Source organism: Solibacillus sp. FSL K6-1126, assembly GCF_038003445.1.
Classification (GTDB): Bacteria; Bacillota; Bacilli; order Bacillales_A; family Planococcaceae; genus Solibacillus; species Solibacillus silvestris.
In genome coordinates this window covers 3,620,100-3,637,034 of record NZ_JBBOPD010000001.1, presented here as the reverse complement: position 1 = coordinate 3,637,034, position 16,935 = coordinate 3,620,100, and the positions used below count along the sequence as shown (strand labels likewise).

The window sequence follows — 16,935 nt, the reverse complement described above, 5'->3', positions numbered from 1 at the left end:
GAGAAGGATCAGAAGTGCCAAACCATATTGTATTATATCAACCAGAAATCCCAGCAAATACAGGCAACATTGCCCGCACTTGTGCTGGAACGAATACATCATTACATTTAATCCGTCCATTAGGTTTTTCAACAGATGACAAAATGTTAAAGCGTGCTGGATTGGATTATTGGGAACATGTGAATGTCGTATACCATGATTCTTTAGAAGATTTTATCGAGTACAGTAAAGATGGCGATGTTTATTTAATTGAAACATATAGTGATGAGCCATTTACGACACATGATTTCAGAAATTCAGAACGTGACCTGTACTTTATGTTCGGAAGAGAAACGACAGGCTTGCCGAAAGAATTTGCAAAAGAACGTGCCGATATGTGTCTGCGCATACCGCAAAGCGACCATATCCGCTCCCTGAATTTATCAAATACAGCGGCAATTGTGATTTACGAAGTACTAAGACAACAAAACTATCCAGGTTTAAAATAAAACAAGGCAAGAAGCGACTGATGCTTCTTGCCTTGTTATTATTTCTTCTTCGTTTTTATCACTTGCTCAAGCTTTGCCTGGATATTGTCGTGTTCGGATAATGTGAGGCGGATGAAGCTTTCATCCATATCGAATGCTTCGGATAAAAAACCTCCAAGTCCGCGTGCACGTCGATCTACCTGCAATAAAATTTCGACTGAGTTTGGTGATTGATGTAAAAAGACAACTTCAAGTTCGTCTAGATACCGGCGATACGTGTTGTTTGTCGGTGTAAACTCAAATTCCTGGACAATCGGTGTTTGGCGGCGTAAATAAGAAGGGGCTTGTTCGTTATCTACTTTACGCAACCGGAAACCCATGTTTTGAATCGCTGTTAACACACCATTCGCAAGACGAGTCGGCTGAATCTCGATAAAGTCTTTATCTTTAGGGTCTACCGCATTTTTAATATCTAAGCCGGTTTGAATCCATACACGCGAGTTGCCCGTCGTTACCGGAACAACAGGGGGCAGGGCGAATGAAAATGGGATTTGGCGTTTTTCTTCTGCCTGAATTGTAAATGGCTCATTTAATTTGTATTTGTGCAGCACCGCTACATCTTTAATCTTTTTATCATCAATTTCGCGGATAAAGTTTGTATGAAGTGTTAGATAGATTGCATCAACCTGCTGTTCCGTGCTACCCCCGATGATTTCGACAACACCTGAAATATTTTCATTTAACGTGTAAGTTGATTTGTGCAATTTTGTATCAACTTTTGCAGCTCCTATACCAACACTTGCTAAAACTTTATTAAATAGTGACAAATGAATTCCTCCGTTAATTGTAATTAATTATGTATACGTTGGATAGAAAAGAAAGTTTCAAAAAAGAGCCCGAAAAATTTTTCGGGCTCGTGCTTTAGGTTATTTTCATCGCCTTATTCACCATCTAATGTAAAGATGATGCGTAAACCGTTTGGATCCACTGTTGAGAATAGCTGAGTACCCCCGTGTGCTGGTGCTTCTGCAAAGTTTTCAACGATGAAGCCGTTAGTTGTCAGGCTTTGTTTTACTTCTTCTGCATACTGCGCATTTTTTAACACGACCGTAAAGGATTTTAAACCGACCATATCGTTTGTTGGAGCATGGCCGTTGTTGCTGTTCCAAGTATTTAAGCCGAAATGGTGATGATATTTACCTGTTGATACGAACAGCGCCTGTGCACCGTAACGAGTCACGACATTATAATCCAATACATTTGTATAAAACTGCTCCGATTTGTCCAGATTTACTACGGATAAGTGTACATGCCCCATAACAGTGTCAGCAGGCAAGCCGTTCCAATTGCCGTCTGCAGCTGCTAAAATCGGCTGGAAATTCAGCTGTTCTGTCACCATATGGACTTGTTCGTCCTGATTCCAAGTCCATTCCGATTCATGACGGTCGATATAAATTTCAATACCATTTCCATCTGGATCGTTTAAGTAAAGTGCTTCTGAAACATCATGATCTGCTGCCCCAATACGAACATTCAGATTAATAAAATGCTGTACGATGTTTCCTAAGTCCTTGCGAGAGGGTAATAGTAATGCTAAGTGGTATAAACCTGCAAAGCCTTGTTTAAGTGGCTGAGCATTTTGTACTTCGACTAGTGATACTAAGCTTGTTTGTCCGTCTGCTGTCAAGTATGCTTCCGTTTCTGTTTGCTGTAATACTTTAAAGCCGATAACTGTTGTGTAGTATTCGATCGAACGTACTAAGTCAGAAACTTTTAATTGAACATGAGCAGGATAAAGATTTGGTTTTTTATGAAAATGTGTAGCCATAATATATGATCTCCCTTGATGGTTATTTTTTATAATCAACTTACTTTATGTAACTAATATAAAATATGCAACAATAAAAGTCAAATGAAAAAGACAACCGCTAATTAACGATTGTCCTTTACTGGAAAGCTAGTGGAATTATCTTTCTTTTGAGAATGGTTTGCTATCATAGCCAGCTGTGAAAATAGCGATTAAAAATGATATGCTGACACCAAGAATTAAAAGTAATTTCATGGAAGAATCCTCCTCATGTTTTAATTATCTCTTTTTTCAGTATAGCATAAATTATTTGAATGAATACTTTATTTATGACAGAAATCAGTCAAAATTGGAAAAAAATAATACTAAATTAATTTGGAGGGATTTATATGAAAAGAGAAGAAATCGTTAATGGAAATATGGCTAATACGATGGATGAGCTGAAAATTCTCGGGAAGCAAATGGAGAACTTGCGAGACGGTGGACAATTGGAAGAAGCGGAACGCATTTCAGATCCGCAGCAGTTTGATGATGAAGAGGATGAACAGCAGGAAGAGGGAAAATAAAAAAGTTAGTTTGGGACATAATCCAAAGACGCCACTTTTCTCAAAGAAAAGTGGCGTCTTTTTGCTATGCATAATAATTGATTTCCATTCCGGAACGCTTTCCGCGGGCAAGGCCTGAGCCTGTAGTCTCAGGCGTCGGTGCTCCTGCCGCTTCGCTTTCGTCGCAAAATAAATTTTGCTCATCCCGCAGGAAGCTTGCTTGTAGCGAAAGGCGTAGCCGTCAGCTAATGTTTTCACAGTGCGAAAGGTGAAACCGTCAGCACGAACACTCGCCCTTCATTTCAATCAATTTTATAAAATATCCGTTTCTTACTAAGATTTTATACTTTTTCTAGTTAAATTTGAACCTCGTAGTCTTTTAATTGTTCCCGCAAAGTTGCTTTTAGAAATTTGCCGACAGAAGTTTTTGGGATTTCGTTTAAAAATACAACATCATCCGGAAGCCACCACTTTGCAAACTCCAGTTCAATTGACTCGATGAGCTCTTCTTTAGATGCCGTTGCACCTTCTTTTAAAACGACACATGCCAACGGACGCTCCTGCCACTTTGGATGGGGGACCGCAATTACGGCTGCTTCGAATACAGCAGGATGTGACATGAGGGCATTTTCAAGATCAACGGACGAAATCCATTCACCGCCCGATTTAATAAGGTCCTTTGTGCGGTCGGTAATTTTGATATAGCCTTCTTTTGTATATACCGCAATGTCACCTGTATAAAGCCAGCCATCTCGGAATGCTTCTTTTGTCCGCTCATCATTATAATATTCTGAGGCAATCCATGGACCGCGGACACGTAGTTCACCCATTGTTTTGCCATCCCATGGAACCGGACCGTTTTCGTTCACGACCTCTGTTTCAATTAGCGAAACCGTCAATCCTTGGGATACACGAATGTTTAACTGTTCATCATCTGTATAGTCGTTCATCTCACTTATAAGATGCGACATACTTACAAGCGGTGAAGTTTCCGTCATACCGTAAGCGTTGATATACGGAACACCGAGTTTTTCATTGTAAGCTTGAATTAAACCTTTCGGGGAAGCGGAACCACCCGAAATGATTAAACGGACAGAAGAGAGATCGCGGGGCTGTTTTTCCTGTTCGGAAAGTGCACCAAGCCAAATTGTTGGAACACCAGCTGTAATCGTTACTCTCTCTTGTTCAATCAGATCCAAAACTAAGCCAGGTGTCATCATCGGTCCCGGTAAAATAATATTTGAGCCGAAATTCAATGCAGCAAACGGGAAGCCCCATGCATTTGCATGGAACATCGGTACAATCGGCAGGGCAGTATCGCTTTCTTTAATGGCAAAGGATTCAGCAAGACCTAGTGCCAAGCTATGCAGTACGATGCTTCGATGTGTATAAACGACACCTTTTGGCATACCCGTCGTTGCTGAAGTGTAGCACATCCCAGCCGGCAAATTTTCATCCAGATCTGTCGGAAACTCGAAATTTTCATCCGCTTCCTGAAGAAGCTGTTCATAGCTATATACATTCGGAAAACTGGATTGTGGAGCGCTCAATTCATCCCCCATGACAATAATATGCTTGACCGTTTTCAAGTGGCCTAGTGCAGGCTCGACTAATGGGAATAAGTCGCTATCAATCAATAAAATTTCATCTTCGGCATGATTAATAATATAAACAATATGTTCTGGGGCAAGTCGGATGTTAATCGTGTGTAAAACTGCACCACTGCTCGGAATCGCAAAATACGCTTCGAGATGACGATGATGATTCCAGGCAAATGTACCGACTTTTGTGCCGCGCTTCATCCCAAGCTTTGTTAGGGCATCCGCTAATCGATGTGTTCTTTTTACATAGTCATTGAATGTAATACGATGTGTCTTAGTGGGGCTTGTACGTGAGATAATTTGTTTGTTCGGGAAATACCGTTGTGCACGCTTCAAAAATCCAGTCAAAACTAGTTGTGTATCCATCATAGTTTTTCAGCTCCTCCAAGAGAATATATTATAATATATACTCCTGTATCTGGAAGATTATTCTGGTAATGGGAATATAGTAGATAATAAGTTTACTGGCCAGTAAGCATTAACAATTGATAGCGATTAATAAACGGCAAATAATTAGAATGTTATAATAAGTACAATCAAATTTAAGAGGTGAACAAAATGAATTTACACTCAACGAAAAAATTAGCCAATGGCGCAGAAATGCCTTATTTAGGATTAGGCGTTTATAAAATGACAGACCGTGATGAAACACTTGAGGCGATTGAAACAGCGCTTGATCTAGGTTACCGTGCAATCGACACAGCAGCGCTTTATTACAATGAAGAAGAAGTAGGGGAAGCCATTCGCCATTCTTCTGTACCGCGCGAGGATCTCTTTGTTACAACAAAAGTTTGGAATAGCGACCAAGGCTATGACAATACTTTACGTGCATTCGAAACATCATTGAAAAAGCTTGATATGGATTATGTGGATCTTTATTTAACACATTGGCCGGTCGAACATAAATATGTAGATACGTACCGTGCAATTGAACGCTTGTATGATGAAAAACTCATCCGTGTAACGGGAGTATCAAACCATCATGAACATCATTTAAAGACAATTTTGGCAACTTGCAACGTCGCGCCAATGGTTAACCAAATCGAAGCCCACCCGTATTTAACCCAAGAACCACTACGTGCATTTTGTGAACAGCAGCAAATTGCGGTAACAGCATGGTCACCGCTTGGACGCGGAAAAGTTTTAAACGATGAAACGATTATTCGTATTGCAGATGAATATAATGTATCACCAGCTCAAATCATCTTACGTTGGCATTTGCAAAACGATGTCATCATTATTCCGAAATCTGTTACAGCTTCACGCATAAAAGAAAATAGTGAACTATATCATTTCGAATTAACGAATGAAACGATGCAGCAGTTAAATGCATTGAACCGTAATGAACGTTTTGGACAAAATCCTGATAATTTCAAGTTTGATTTCTAACATCGTTTTTACTTAGGGGGAGTGAAACTGTGTTTAAAAACTTTTCACCGAGTTTGTTTTTCTCGATGGCTGCAGTAACGATTGTAGTTCTTGCACCTTTTATTATGATTTTCCATCCGATTTTTCAGATGGAGTTTTTCCAGTATAATAACACAGCCGCTACGTTTATTCCGAATCCAATTAATTTAAGACTAGTTCTGGTGGCGTGTTTTGTTGCGATAGTGATGCTGTGGATTTTAGCGTACAGGCGTAATATAAAAGTTTATTTGATTGGACTATTACTCTTTATATTGAGTGTTGGCATTGGGTACTTATCGACTCAAAATTATTTGTTGATTAGCCAGGAACAATTGGAGCGACATCATTTATTTGAGGAACAACAATATCGGTGGGAAGATTTCGATGAAGTTGTTTATGAATATGTAGTAGGCAGTAACAAGGGAGATATCACATTTACAACAAAAACAGGGGATCAGTTTGTCATTAAAGAAAAAGAATTGCACTCAACCGGTAGAAGCTTGATTTATCAATTTTCAAGAGCGAATGAAGTAACTTATATTGAGCGTGAAAAAAGATAGGAAAAAGGGCGTCCGTATTTTAATTACGAACGCCTCTTTTTTAGTTATCTTTCACGATGATCTGCTCGTCTAAAAACGGGTGCATAAATGCTAGCTGAATGGCGTGCAATGCATAATCACCTGACGCGGTTTCACGTGCACCGTACATTGTATCACCAACAATCGGGTGGCCCAGATGCGCCATATGCACACGAATCTGGTGTGTACGTCCTGTCTCAAGAACAACATGGACAACACAAGTACCTTTATAGCGATTCACTACCTCGTAATGTGTCACTGCATGCTGGCCGGTAGGTGATACGACACGGCGAGTATTATGATGGCGGTCTTTACCAATACCAGCGTTGATCGTACCGCTGTCTGTACGAAGGTTGCCCTGAACTTCTGCGGCATACGTACGCACGATTGTTTTTTCTTCGATCATACGGTCGAAAATAGACTTTGCAACCGGATGCTTTGCGACAAGCAGTAAGCCGTTTGTTCCTTGATCTAAACGGTGAACATGCTCCGCATAATGCCCGCCGTTATCCATAATATAACGCATGACATGATTCATGCATGTGTCGTTGTCAGTTGGCTCGTTTGGATGTGTCGCCATTCCTTTAGGCTTTGAAACAATAAGGCAGTGCTCGTCTTCATAGCGGATTTTTACATCGCAGCTGTCCGTTGGAGTATAGTTCGAAGCGGGAATATCAAATGCAAATTCGATTTTTGTCCCTTTTTCAAACGGCTCCTTCCACATAATGGGCTCTCCATCAATTGTTACTGCTTTAGCCATACGTAATTCGTGAACTAGCTTTTTGCCTAACCGCCATTTATCGCGCAGCAGGTCTTCTACGGTTTGTCCGTTTTCGTGAATGATATATGTGAACATTAATTTTCCTCCAAATGAAAAATCGTGCTCGTAAAGAACACGATTTAAATATAGTCTTATTTTAACACAACATCGTTAAAGAATTGACGCGTTGTTTCATCTGGTGCGTCACCTTCCAGACGGGCAACCTCTTTGCCGTCTTCGAAGTAGATAAGTGTTGGTGTTGATGTAATATTATAAGTATTCCATTCATCAAACTCAAGAATGTTTAATTGATCGACTTGAACATCAAGTTCGTCGGCAATCGGCATAAGTTTTGGAGTGTAGTTTTGGCAGTGAGAACATTCTGGACTGAAGAAATAGCCGACAACGCCTTCACCTGACTCGATTTTTTCTGCCAATGCATCTGGTAAAATGATATTTTGATAGTTTTCATCGTCCAATAAGTCGATTGTTGATTGTTTTAAGTTGTCTGTACCGTACGGATTGTTTTCTAGTTTTTCATTGTTTTTCATGTTTGTCAGGACGATAATTGCTGCGAATAATAACACAATTACTGCACCGACAATCGCTAACTTCTTCAAATTATTTCTCCCCCTTTAAAACTTTTAACATATAAAAACTAACTGCCGCAATAATAATAAAGGCAGTAAGCGCCAAAAATGGGATCGTAATGAAGCCCAGCCAGTTAATATACTGACCTGTACATGCTACACGACCACAAGCAGGTGCTGCATCTTGCATAAAAACTAACTTCTGTAGACTATAATGGTATAAAGATGTTGCCGCGCCAATTGTAGAAAAAACGGCTGTTGTTAATGCAATTTTCGCATTTTTCTGGATGTAGGCAATCGTTGAAATCAGCACAATAGGGTACATTAAAATGCGCTGGTACCAGCATAATGTACATGGTTCGTATCCTCGTATTTCAGAAAAATACAATGATCCGAGCGTTGCTGTCAACGATACAACCCAAATAATGAGCAAGGCATTTTCAAGTTTTTTGGACATAGTGCTACCTCGATATTCAAAATTTAACTTCTATCAGCAGAAGTTTTTCATATTTATTCTCATTGATTATAGTTTGAATTCGAGAAAAAGTAAATTACTACGTTTATTGATCGCTATTAAAAGGAAAGTCTATATATGGAGGGGGAGTTTTGCATGACAGATTCATTAGATATGTCCAAATTTGAAAAACCTATGATAATAAGAAATATGACTACAGAGGATATTGACTCGATACTAGAGATACAGCGTATATGTTTTCCGGGTATGGAGCCGTGGGAACGAGCGCATTTATACAGCCATTTAACGATTTTCCCTGAAGGACAAATGGTAGCCGAGCTTGATGGGAAGGTAATTGGTTCCTGCTCGAGCCTGCGCATTAACTTCGATGAATACGATGACCGTCATACATGGAATGATATTACCGACAATGGTTTTATTACTAATCACAATCCAGATGGCTATAATTTGTATGGTATTGAAGTAATGGTACACCCGGAATACCGCCGTATGAAGGTCGGTCAAAGACTATACGAGGCGCGGAAAGATCTGGCGCGAACACTTAATTTGAAATCTATCATTATTGGCGGCCGTATTCCAAACTATCATGTCCATTCGGATGAGATGAGTCCACGTGATTATGTGGATGCGGTAAGTCGCCATAAAATATATGATCCGGTGCTGACATTCCAAATGATGAACGGCTTTATTTTAATGCGTATTAATCCAAACTATTTACCGGATGATACAGCTTCAGGCAAGTATGCGACATTAATGGAATGGAACAACGTCGATTACCGACCGCTGTCCAAGCGTCATTTCAAGACAAGTTATCCAGTGCGTATTTGTGTTGTTCAATATATGATGCGCGCGATTGATTCCTTTGAGGACTTTGCGAAGCAGTGTGAATACTTTGTTGATGTCGGGTCTGATGCAGGCTCGGATTTTGTTGTCTTTCCGGAAATTTTTACGACACAGCTCATGAGTTTCTTAAATGATAAATCACCGTCTCAGGCTGTTCGTAAATTGACGAAATATACACCTGAATATATCGAACTGTTTACAAGTCTGGCGGTCCGCTACAATGTGAACATTATTGGTGGTTCGCATTTCGTTGAGGAAGAAGATGAGGAGATTTACAATATCGCCTATTTATTCAGACGTGACGGAACGATTGAAAAACAATATAAAATTCACATTACACCAAATGAACGTAAGTGGTGGGGAATCAGTAACGGCGATAAGGTCCGTGTATTTGATACCGACTGCGGCAAGATTGCCATTCAGATTTGCTATGATATCGAGTTTCCGGAACTTGCGCGTATTGCAACAGATATGGGCGCGAATATTATTTTCACACCGTTTTGTACAGAAGATCGTCATGGCTATTTACGCGTGCGCTATTGTGCACAGGCACGTGCGATCGAAAACCAGATCTACACGGTTATTTCCGGAACGGTGGGCAACTTGCCTGAAACGGAAAACATGGATATCCAATACGCACAATCGGCCATTTTTGCACCGAGCGATTTTGAATTTGCACGTGATGGAATCGTCGGAGAGACGAGTCCAAACTTGGAAATGGTACTGATCGGGGATGTCGATCTTGAAATATTGCGCCGACAACGCCAAGACGGTACTGTTAAGCATCTTAAAGACAGACGCCATGACGTATACCGCGTGGAATATTTAAAATAACGTAAAGGGAAATTCTGCTATTGTAAACGATAGCAGAATTTTTTCATTCAAAAGTATGAGAGGGATAGCGGTGCGTACTATTTAATTGAAATGGTATGATAGAGAAAAGTGAAGTAGCAAAGGAAGAGCCAGTATGACAAAAGACCAATCTAATATTGCCATTTTAAAAGAAATTGCTGAGCTGTTAAACGAGGAAACAGAGATGATTCCGATGCTAAAGGGTGCGCTGTCGAAATTTTTAAGCGGGACAAAATTCGAAACGGGCTGGATTTTCTTTATCGATGAAAAAGGGAAATCGGAGCTTGTCGTGAAGCAGGATCTGCCGGATGCGCTGAACTATAACGAGTGCCACTATTTAAAGAAGGGCGGATGCTGGTGTGTATCACGGTTCCGCAATGAAGAGTTAAAAAAAGCTTCGAATATTATTGAATGTCAGCGCATCGAAAGTGCCATCGCAGCAAATGTAGGTGATCATAACGAAATTACCCATCATGCGACTGTACCATTGCAATCAGGTCAGGAACGCTTCGGGTTGCTCAATGTCGCTTCAAGAAATACGGTGCGCTTTTCTGATGAGGAGCTAGATTTACTTGAATCGGTTGCCTTTCAGATGGGTTCTGCGATTAAACGTATTTACCTGACAAATGAACAGCAGGAAATTGCACTTGTTCAGGAACGTAACCGGTTAGCACGCGATTTGCATGACTCTGTCAACCAGCTGCTCTTTTCGGTAACACTGACAGCCCGTGCAGGAGTTGAGATGAGTGATGAGCAGGATATTAAAGAAACGTTTAAAGATATTCAAGAGCTTACACAGGAAGCTTTGACGGAAATGCGTGCACTCATTTGGCAGCTCCGTCCAAAAGGGTTGGAAAGCGGACTGATCGAAGCGATTAAAGTGTATGCAGAAATGCTGAACCTGAAATTAACGGTCAATGTTTCGGGGGTCATTCAATTCCCGTCAAGAGTAGAGGAAACGCTTTTCCGGATTACTCAAGAAGCATTGAATAATGTACGGAAACATGCAGGTGTAAAGAATGTGGAAATATATATAAATGTGACCGCTACCGATGTATTACTCGTTGTAAACGATGCAGGCCATGGTTTTAATGTGGAGGCACATCGCCGCATACCATCAATTGGCATGCAATCAATTATTGACCGGGCACATGCAGTTGGAGGAACCGCGGATTGGGTAAGTAAAATAGGAAAAGGAACAGAATTACTTGTCCGTTTACCATACTAGGGGGGGATTTGATGATACGGGTACTAATAGCAGATGACCATCATGTAGTAAGACGAGGGTTATTATTCTTTTTAAAAACCCAAAAGGATATCGAAGTTGTAGGGGAAGCGAAAAACGGATTAGAGGCAGTAGAGCTTGTTGAACAACTTTCTCCCGATATTGTTTTAATGGACCTCGTCATGCCTGAGATGGACGGCATCCAGGCAACTAAAAAAATAAAAAAGAATTGGCCGCATATTAAAGTACTGATGCTGACAAGCTTTTCGGATAAAGACCATGTGCTTCCGGCAATTGATGCAGGGGCTTCAGGCTACCAGCTAAAAGATATCGAACCGGATGATCTAGTTGAATCGATCCGGCAAATTATGCGCGGTGAAAATACGATCCATCCGGATGCGACTTCGCAATTGGAAGAAGGGCTGCGTGAAGATGAGAATAAGCCCCATATTTTAAATCCACTGACACCTAGGGAACAGGATGTATTGGCGGAACTGACAAAGGGCAAGAGCAACAGGGAGATCGCTTCTTCGTTATATGTAACGGAAAAAACGGTTAAAACCCATATATCGAATATTTTTGCGAAGCTTCATGTACAGGACCGTACTCAGGCGGCTTTATATGCAGTAAAGCATAATTTGACTGAGACGAACGAAAGCTAAATAAGGGTAAATAAATAACCGAATTAAAAACCACACTTTTCCTACTGGAGAATGAACTGCACCCCAATTGTTAGACACATCTAACAATTGGAGGTGCAGTTTTTCTATGGCTAAATTTAGTCCTGAGGAAAAGCTCGAGGCAGTGAATCGAGCTTTGAAAGGTAATGAGAGTTATCTTTCAATCGCAAAGTCGATAGGTACGGATAATAAATCAATTCATATATGGGTCAAACAATATGAACATAATGGTGCAGACGCCTTTATAAAACGATATACAAATTACTCAGCGCAGTTTAAACTAGACGTACTAAATTATATGATTGAATACGGTACGTCCTTAAATGAAACAGCGGCTATCTTTGGTATAGCAGCACCATCATCCATACTTCAATGGCGAAAACAGTTTGAAACTAAAGGATTCGATGCCCTTCAATCAAAGAAAAAGGGGCGTACATCCATGAAAAAAGAAACGAACAAACATTCAAAACTAACACCAGTAGAAGGCTCACCTGAAGCGCTTCAAGCGGAAATCAATCGTCTACGTATGGAAAATGAGTATTTAAAAAAGTTGAACGCCTTAGTTCAAACCAAGGAAAAATCACCAAAGAAGACAAAGTAAAAGTCGTCTATGAATTAAGGCATAAATACTCGGTGAAAGCGCTTGTGGCATTCGCAGGCATTCCACGTAGTACGTACTATGATTTAGTGAAGAAGATGGATCGCCAAGATACAGATGCCGAGTTAAAGGCCGAAATTCAAGAAATTTATAACGAACACGAAGGTCGTTATGGTTATCGACGTATTCGTGATGAGCTAGCAAATCGTGGGCAAAAAGTGAATCATAAAAAGGTTCAACGTATCATGAAAGAATTAGGTTTAAAGTGCTTAGTGCGTATGAAGAAATACAAATCATATAAAGGTACAGTCGGTAAGATTGCGCCTAATATATTGGATCGGAACTTTATAGCAGAAGGACCGAATGAAAAATGGGTTACAGATATTACGGAGTTTAAGCTGTTTGATCAAAAGCTCTATTTATCGCCTGTTTTAGACTTATTTAATGGCGAAATTATTACGTACACAATTGGTCATAGACCAACATATTCGCTTGTATCAGAAATGTTGGATAAGGCACTAGAGAGGTTGCCAGAGGAACATCAATTACTGATGCATTCAGATCAAGGTTGGCATTACCAAATGAACCAATATCGCCACGTTCTTGAATCAAGAGGTATTGTGCAAAGTATGTCACGTAAGGGAAACTGTTATGACAACTCTGTCATGGAGAATTTCTTCGGTATCATGAAGTCAGAATTCCTCTACTTAAAGGAATTTGAAAGTGTCGAACATTTTAAAATGGAACTTGAAAAATATATAACGTATTACAACACAAAACGTTTAAAGGCAAAATTAAAACTGAGTCCGGTAGAATACCGAACTCAGTTTACCCAAGCAGCCTAAACGAAATAACCGTGTCTAACTTATAGGGGTCACTTCAGAAAAAGTGTGGTTTTTTGTATCAATTATAGAATTTCCTCGTCTGTCGTTTCAGATGGTGGAAGTTTTGTTACTTCAATATACAAAATGTGGTGACCGTCCAGCTCAGTTACTTTGAACTGATAACCTTCTGATTCAATTATATCGCCTTCTTGAACATCAAAGCGTTGAGTCATGAACCATCCGCCGATTGTATCGATATCTTCATCTTCAATTGTTGTACCTAAAATATCATTCATTTCCTGCAATAACATTTTAGAGTCAAAGATGTAGTGGTCTTCAGCGATTTCCTGAATTTCCGGAATTTCATCTTCATCGAATTCATCTTGAATATCACCGATAATTTCCTCGATAATATCTTCAATTGTTACTAAACCGGAAGTACCGCCGTATTCATCCATTAAAATTGCGAGGTGAATACGTTCATTTTGTATTTTTAATAATAAATCACTGACAGGAATTGTTTCGATTACTCGAATAACCGGTTGCATATAATCATCAACAAGCTTATCGCCATTTGCAGCATCTTTAATATAAGCTGTTAATAAATGCTTCATGTTAACAAGGCCGATGACATGGTCTTTATCACCATCTGTAACCGGATAACGTGTATATTGTTCAATGCCCATTACTTCAAATACTTCGCGAATCGTTTGACCTCTTTCAATACTGATAATTTCAGTTCGAGGTACCATTATCTCCTTCGCTATTCGATCAGAAAACTCAAAAATACTATTAACATATTCGTATTCAGAGTGGTTAATTTCCCCACCTTTAAAGCTGTCTGATAAAATCATGCGAAGCTCTTCTTCAGAGTGTGCTTCTTCAGATTCAGAAATCATTTTTAAGCCGAAAAGCCCAGTTAATCCACGTGCCGATCCGTTTAAAGCACGGATGAATGGGTACATGATGTTATGGAACAGAATTAAAAATCCAGATAGATTTAATGTTACGGCTTCTGCTTTCTGAATAGCGAGAGTTTTTGGTGCTAATTCCCCTACGACAACGTGTATGAACGTTACGAGTGAGAAGGCAACAATAAATGAAAGAACAGTTGTGACATTACCGCTTAAGTTAAAGAACTCAAATATTGGATGAAGAATAATTTCGAAAGTCGGTTCTCCGAGCCATCCGAGTCCTAATGCCGTAATTGTAATTCCGAGCTGACAAGCAGATAAATACTCATCAAGGTTTGAAATTACTTTTTTTGCCCGGATTGCAGATTTATTTCCTTCTGCAACGAGCTGATCAATTTTTGTCGTTCTTACTTTAACTATTGCAAACTCAGTTGCAACGAAAAATGCCGTAGCGGCAATTAAGATAGCAAATGCTATCAACCTAATGGTTAGTTCGATTCCTATGTCTACGTCCAACTATATTCCCTATCTGCGGCGCAAATGAGCGTGGCAAATAAAGAGTACACCTCCTAAAAAAATTTTAATACTACAATCATAAAATATTTGCGTAAAAAAAACAATTTTCCAATTTGAAATTTGAGGAAAAAAATATTGGAGTGAAATTGGAATAGCCATTCGATAATTGAATTTTAATATTGAAGGAATAAATAATTAGTAGATGAGCGTAAATTGATAGAAAATTGAAATTACAATAGATTTATGATACTGTGAAATGGTAGATAATGATAATTTAATAGGCAGGAAAATTAGCAAACGCCAGCAATAATTTCCTGCAGCCAGCTATTAAATTATGATTAACTCGAAACGCGCATAAAAATGGGAGCATCGAAAATTCGATTGCTCCCATTTCTTTTTATTTATTCATAAACGTGAAAGAGCATTAACTCGTGAATCATTTTCTCAAGCTGTTCTTTCTGTTCTTCAGCAGGGCTTTCCCCAAAGAATTTGATGCTTCCGTCTTTATAATATTCAGCTACATAACGTTTCTGCTCATAGAAAAAGCGGATGGACCACCCCGGAATTTGACTGTTTTCAAATAATGGCTTATAGCTAAAATGTTGAATCATGAAACTTCCCTCCCATTTTTATCGTACAAGAAAGTAGTACATTGTTGCAATTTTTCTTTTTTGAAATTAATAATAGAACATAGACATGATGAAGAAAGAGTGAGCAAAATGGGAGAATTTATTTCGCTAATATTCCTGCTGGGTGTTGTAGGGGCTGTCGTTGGTGCAGCGACGAACTATATGGCAATCAAAATGCTGTTTAGACCTTATAAGCCAATCTACTTTAAAAAATGGAAGTTGCCATTAACACCGGGTCTGATCCCAAAACGCCGCGAGGATTTGGCTATTCAGTTAGGGAAAACCGTTACAGAATATTTACTGACACCTGAAACAATTAAGAAAAAATTTTTATCAAAGGAAATACGTGAAAATGTATTAACCTTTGCGCAAAATAAAGTGACGCAAGAAATATTTACAAATGAAAAAACGATTAATGACTGGATTCGTTTGGCAGGATTCACACAATTACCGCAAACAGTCGAAGGGAAAGTGGATGAACTTATTCACGTGCAGTTCCATAAAGTAAAAAATACGTTATCTACAAAAGCCATTCGTGAACTATTACCGAATGATTTGGAGCCTGTATTGGACCAGAAAATCGATGAGGCAGTCGTACAGATTTTGCAAAAGGGTGAAGATTATTTTCTGTCGCCGGAAGGTACGATGACAATCAAAAATATGCTGGATGACTTCTTGTCGACAAAAGGTTCATTTGGCGGCATGATCCAGATGTTTTTAGGAGACTCCACATCACTCGTTGATAAAGTACAGCGTGAACTTATAAAGTTTTTAAAAGCTCCAGGAACAGCTGCACTTTTAAATCGGATTTTCATAACAGAATGGGAAAAAATTAAAAATCGCCCGGCAATGGACTTTATGAATGATGTAAACTTTGATACGATTGAAACGAGTATCCAAAGCTATGCAAAAAATGCATTGGCATTGGAGGCACGCCTGGATAAAGCGATTAATGACTATTGGCCACAAGGAAAAGACTGGGCTACAAATGATCTGCTCCCTAAAATGATGGATAAAACATTTATTGCAGCAGAAGGAAAAATCGAAGACGTACTGAAGCGACTGAATTTAGCGGAAGTCGTTCGAGAGCAAGTAGATTCTTTCCCTATCGCCAAATTAGAAGAGCTTGTACTAGGTATTATTAGTAAAGAGCTGAAATTAATCACATGGCTGGGCGGCATTATTGGTGGTCTTGTCGGGATCATTCAAGCGTTAATCGTCTTTTTGACGAACTAAAAAGAGAAAGTAGGAATATTACATGATTAATATTTATGAAGATATTAATAAACTTGAAGCAACATTCCGCAAGACTGATGAGTTTCAAAATTTAAAGAACGCAGTGGAAACTGTACGTGCAGATGAGGAAGCTAAAGTATTATTCACAAACTTCCGCGATGTTCAATTAAAGATGCAGGACAAACAAAATGCTGGTGAAGAAATTACAGAAGAAGAGTATGTATTTTTACAAAAAACAGCACAGTTAGCTCAGCAAAATCCAAAAATTATTGGTATGCTGGAAGCGGAGATGGCTTTAAGTGCAGTAATTCAAGAAATTAACCGTATTATCACACAGCCAATCCAAGCAATGTACGACGGACTATAAGATTCAGGGGTCACACTATGT

18 protein-coding genes are annotated in these 16,935 nt (G+C 39.3%); 10 read left to right on the top strand and 8 right to left on the bottom strand.

Annotated elements, in window-relative coordinates:
* Positions 1 to 14 precede the first annotated feature (14 nt).
* Positions 15 to 488: a tRNA (uridine(34)/cytosine(34)/5-carboxymethylaminomethyluridine(34)-2'-O)-methyltransferase TrmL gene (gene trmL / locus MHH44_RS18125; protein ID WP_251690440.1), complete on the top strand. Its 474-nt coding sequence runs from the start codon at positions 15 to 17 to the stop codon at positions 486 to 488.
* Between the two features lie 38 nt (positions 489 to 526).
* Here trmL and MHH44_RS18120 read toward each other — a convergent pair whose 3' ends face one another.
* Both MHH44_RS18120 and MHH44_RS18115 read right to left on the bottom strand, forming a co-directional pair.
* A complete protein-coding gene (locus MHH44_RS18120) occupies positions 527 to 1,294 on the bottom strand; it encodes a sporulation protein (RefSeq protein ID WP_340799276.1) in 768 nt (255 codons plus the stop codon).
* A 113-nt stretch (positions 1,295 to 1,407) separates the two neighbouring features.
* A complete protein-coding gene (locus tag MHH44_RS18115; protein ID WP_340799275.1) occupies positions 1,408 to 2,295 on the bottom strand; it encodes a VOC family protein in 888 nt (295 codons plus the stop codon).
* A 368-nt stretch (positions 2,296 to 2,663) separates the two neighbouring features.
* Between MHH44_RS18115 and MHH44_RS18110 the strand changes: the two genes are divergently transcribed.
* The gene (locus MHH44_RS18110; protein WP_008406499.1) at positions 2,664 to 2,840 is read left to right on the top strand and encodes a hypothetical protein; all 177 of its coding nucleotides are present in this window, start codon (positions 2,664 to 2,666) and stop codon (positions 2,838 to 2,840) included.
* Positions 2,841 to 3,175: 335 nt separating this feature from the next.
* On the opposite strand, the gene MHH44_RS18105 is transcribed toward MHH44_RS18110, so the two are convergent.
* Positions 3,176 to 4,789, bottom strand: coding sequence for a long-chain fatty acid--CoA ligase (locus MHH44_RS18105; RefSeq protein ID WP_340799274.1), 1,614 nt, complete (start codon positions 4,787 to 4,789; stop codon positions 3,176 to 3,178).
* Between the two features lie 189 nt (positions 4,790 to 4,978).
* Between MHH44_RS18105 and MHH44_RS18100 the strand changes: the two genes are divergently transcribed.
* Entirely contained in the window at positions 4,979 to 5,809 is an 831-nt protein-coding gene (locus tag MHH44_RS18100) for an aldo/keto reductase (RefSeq protein WP_340799273.1), read from the top strand.
* 29 nt (positions 5,810 to 5,838) lie between these two features.
* Complete coding sequence (locus MHH44_RS18095; RefSeq protein WP_340799272.1) at positions 5,839 to 6,387, top strand: acyl dehydratase; 549 nt, start codon at positions 5,839 to 5,841, stop codon at positions 6,385 to 6,387.
* 40 nt (positions 6,388 to 6,427) lie between these two features.
* On the opposite strand, the gene MHH44_RS18090 is transcribed toward MHH44_RS18095, so the two are convergent.
* The 3 genes from MHH44_RS18090 to MHH44_RS18080 are packed head-to-tail and all read right to left on the bottom strand — an operon-like array spanning position 6,428 to position 8,212.
* Complete coding sequence (locus tag MHH44_RS18090) at positions 6,428 to 7,261, bottom strand: RluA family pseudouridine synthase (protein ID WP_008406495.1); 834 nt, start codon at positions 7,259 to 7,261, stop codon at positions 6,428 to 6,430.
* 56 nt (positions 7,262 to 7,317) lie between these two features.
* Positions 7,318 to 7,785, bottom strand: coding sequence for a thioredoxin family protein (locus MHH44_RS18085; RefSeq protein ID WP_008406494.1), 468 nt, complete (start codon positions 7,783 to 7,785; stop codon positions 7,318 to 7,320).
* Position 7,786: 1 nt separating this feature from the next.
* Entirely contained in the window at positions 7,787 to 8,212 is a 426-nt protein-coding gene (locus MHH44_RS18080; RefSeq protein ID WP_008406493.1) for a disulfide oxidoreductase, read from the bottom strand.
* Positions 8,213 to 8,365: 153 nt separating this feature from the next.
* Here MHH44_RS18080 and MHH44_RS18075 point away from each other — a divergent pair, with 153 nt between their 5' ends.
* From MHH44_RS18075 to MHH44_RS18060, 4 genes are all read left to right on the top strand, one after another.
* Positions 8,366 to 9,907 carry a bifunctional GNAT family N-acetyltransferase/carbon-nitrogen hydrolase family protein gene (locus MHH44_RS18075; RefSeq protein ID WP_008406492.1) on the top strand — a complete coding sequence of 514 codons (1,542 nt, stop codon included), beginning with the start codon at positions 8,366 to 8,368 and terminating at the stop codon, positions 9,905 to 9,907.
* A 133-nt stretch (positions 9,908 to 10,040) separates the two neighbouring features.
* On the top strand, positions 10,041 to 11,153 hold the full coding sequence (locus MHH44_RS18070; protein ID WP_008406491.1) for a GAF domain-containing sensor histidine kinase: 1,113 nt from the start codon (positions 10,041 to 10,043) through the stop codon (positions 11,151 to 11,153).
* A gap of 11 nt (positions 11,154 to 11,164) precedes the next feature.
* On the top strand, positions 11,165 to 11,812 hold the full coding sequence (locus tag MHH44_RS18065; protein WP_008406490.1) for a response regulator transcription factor: 648 nt from the start codon (positions 11,165 to 11,167) through the stop codon (positions 11,810 to 11,812).
* Positions 11,813 to 11,918: 106 nt separating this feature from the next.
* Positions 11,919 to 13,273, top strand: a protein-coding gene (locus MHH44_RS18060) for an IS3 family transposase (protein ID WP_221712469.1) whose coding sequence is annotated in 2 segments (ribosomal slippage) — positions 11,919 to 12,372 and positions 12,372 to 13,273 — 1,356 coding nt in all. Because the reading frame shifts where the segments join, the coding sequence is not laid out codon by codon here.
* A 62-nt stretch (positions 13,274 to 13,335) separates the two neighbouring features.
* On the opposite strand, the gene MHH44_RS18055 is transcribed toward MHH44_RS18060, so the two are convergent.
* A complete protein-coding gene (locus tag MHH44_RS18055; protein ID WP_173364530.1) occupies positions 13,336 to 14,646 on the bottom strand; it encodes a hemolysin family protein in 1,311 nt (436 codons plus the stop codon).
* 437 nt (positions 14,647 to 15,083) lie between these two features.
* Complete coding sequence (locus MHH44_RS18050) at positions 15,084 to 15,293, bottom strand: YheE family protein (RefSeq protein ID WP_008406488.1); 210 nt, start codon at positions 15,291 to 15,293, stop codon at positions 15,084 to 15,086.
* A 108-nt stretch (positions 15,294 to 15,401) separates the two neighbouring features.
* Between MHH44_RS18050 and MHH44_RS18045 the strand changes: the two genes are divergently transcribed.
* Both MHH44_RS18045 and MHH44_RS18040 read left to right on the top strand, forming a co-directional pair.
* Complete coding sequence (locus MHH44_RS18045; protein ID WP_340799271.1) at positions 15,402 to 16,547, top strand: DUF445 domain-containing protein; 1,146 nt, start codon at positions 15,402 to 15,404, stop codon at positions 16,545 to 16,547.
* Positions 16,548 to 16,569: 22 nt separating this feature from the next.
* Positions 16,570 to 16,914 carry a YlbF family regulator gene (locus tag MHH44_RS18040; RefSeq protein ID WP_008406486.1) on the top strand — a complete coding sequence of 115 codons (345 nt, stop codon included), beginning with the start codon at positions 16,570 to 16,572 and terminating at the stop codon, positions 16,912 to 16,914.
* The last annotated feature ends 21 nt before the right edge of the window (positions 16,915 to 16,935 follow it).

Excerpts from the sequence above, each read along its gene's own strand:
- MHH44_RS18080 (WP_008406493.1), bottom strand. The coding sequence starts at position 8,212 with ATGTCCAAAAAACTTGAAAATGCCTTGCTCATTATTTGGGTTGTATCG.
- MHH44_RS18100 (WP_340799273.1), top strand. The coding sequence starts at position 4,979 with ATGAATTTACACTCAACGAAAAAATTAGCCAATGGCGCAGAAATGCCT.
- MHH44_RS18040 (WP_008406486.1), top strand. The coding sequence starts at position 16,570 with ATGATTAATATTTATGAAGATATTAATAAACTTGAAGCAACATTCCGC.
- MHH44_RS18070 (WP_008406491.1), top strand. The coding sequence starts at position 10,041 with ATGACAAAAGACCAATCTAATATTGCCATTTTAAAAGAAATTGCTGAG.
- MHH44_RS18045 (WP_340799271.1), top strand. The coding sequence starts at position 15,402 with ATGGGAGAATTTATTTCGCTAATATTCCTGCTGGGTGTTGTAGGGGCT.
- MHH44_RS18090 (WP_008406495.1), bottom strand. The coding sequence starts at position 7,261 with ATGTTCACATATATCATTCACGAAAACGGACAAACCGTAGAAGACCTG.
- MHH44_RS18050 (WP_008406488.1), bottom strand. The coding sequence starts at position 15,293 with ATGATTCAACATTTTAGCTATAAGCCATTATTTGAAAACAGTCAAATT.
- MHH44_RS18110 (WP_008406499.1), top strand. The coding sequence starts at position 2,664 with ATGAAAAGAGAAGAAATCGTTAATGGAAATATGGCTAATACGATGGAT.
- MHH44_RS18115 (WP_340799275.1), bottom strand. The coding sequence starts at position 2,295 with ATGGCTACACATTTTCATAAAAAACCAAATCTTTATCCTGCTCATGTT.
- MHH44_RS18065 (WP_008406490.1), top strand. The coding sequence starts at position 11,165 with ATGATACGGGTACTAATAGCAGATGACCATCATGTAGTAAGACGAGGG.
- MHH44_RS18075 (WP_008406492.1), top strand. The coding sequence starts at position 8,366 with ATGACAGATTCATTAGATATGTCCAAATTTGAAAAACCTATGATAATA.
- MHH44_RS18105 (WP_340799274.1), bottom strand. The coding sequence starts at position 4,789 with ATGATGGATACACAACTAGTTTTGACTGGATTTTTGAAGCGTGCACAA.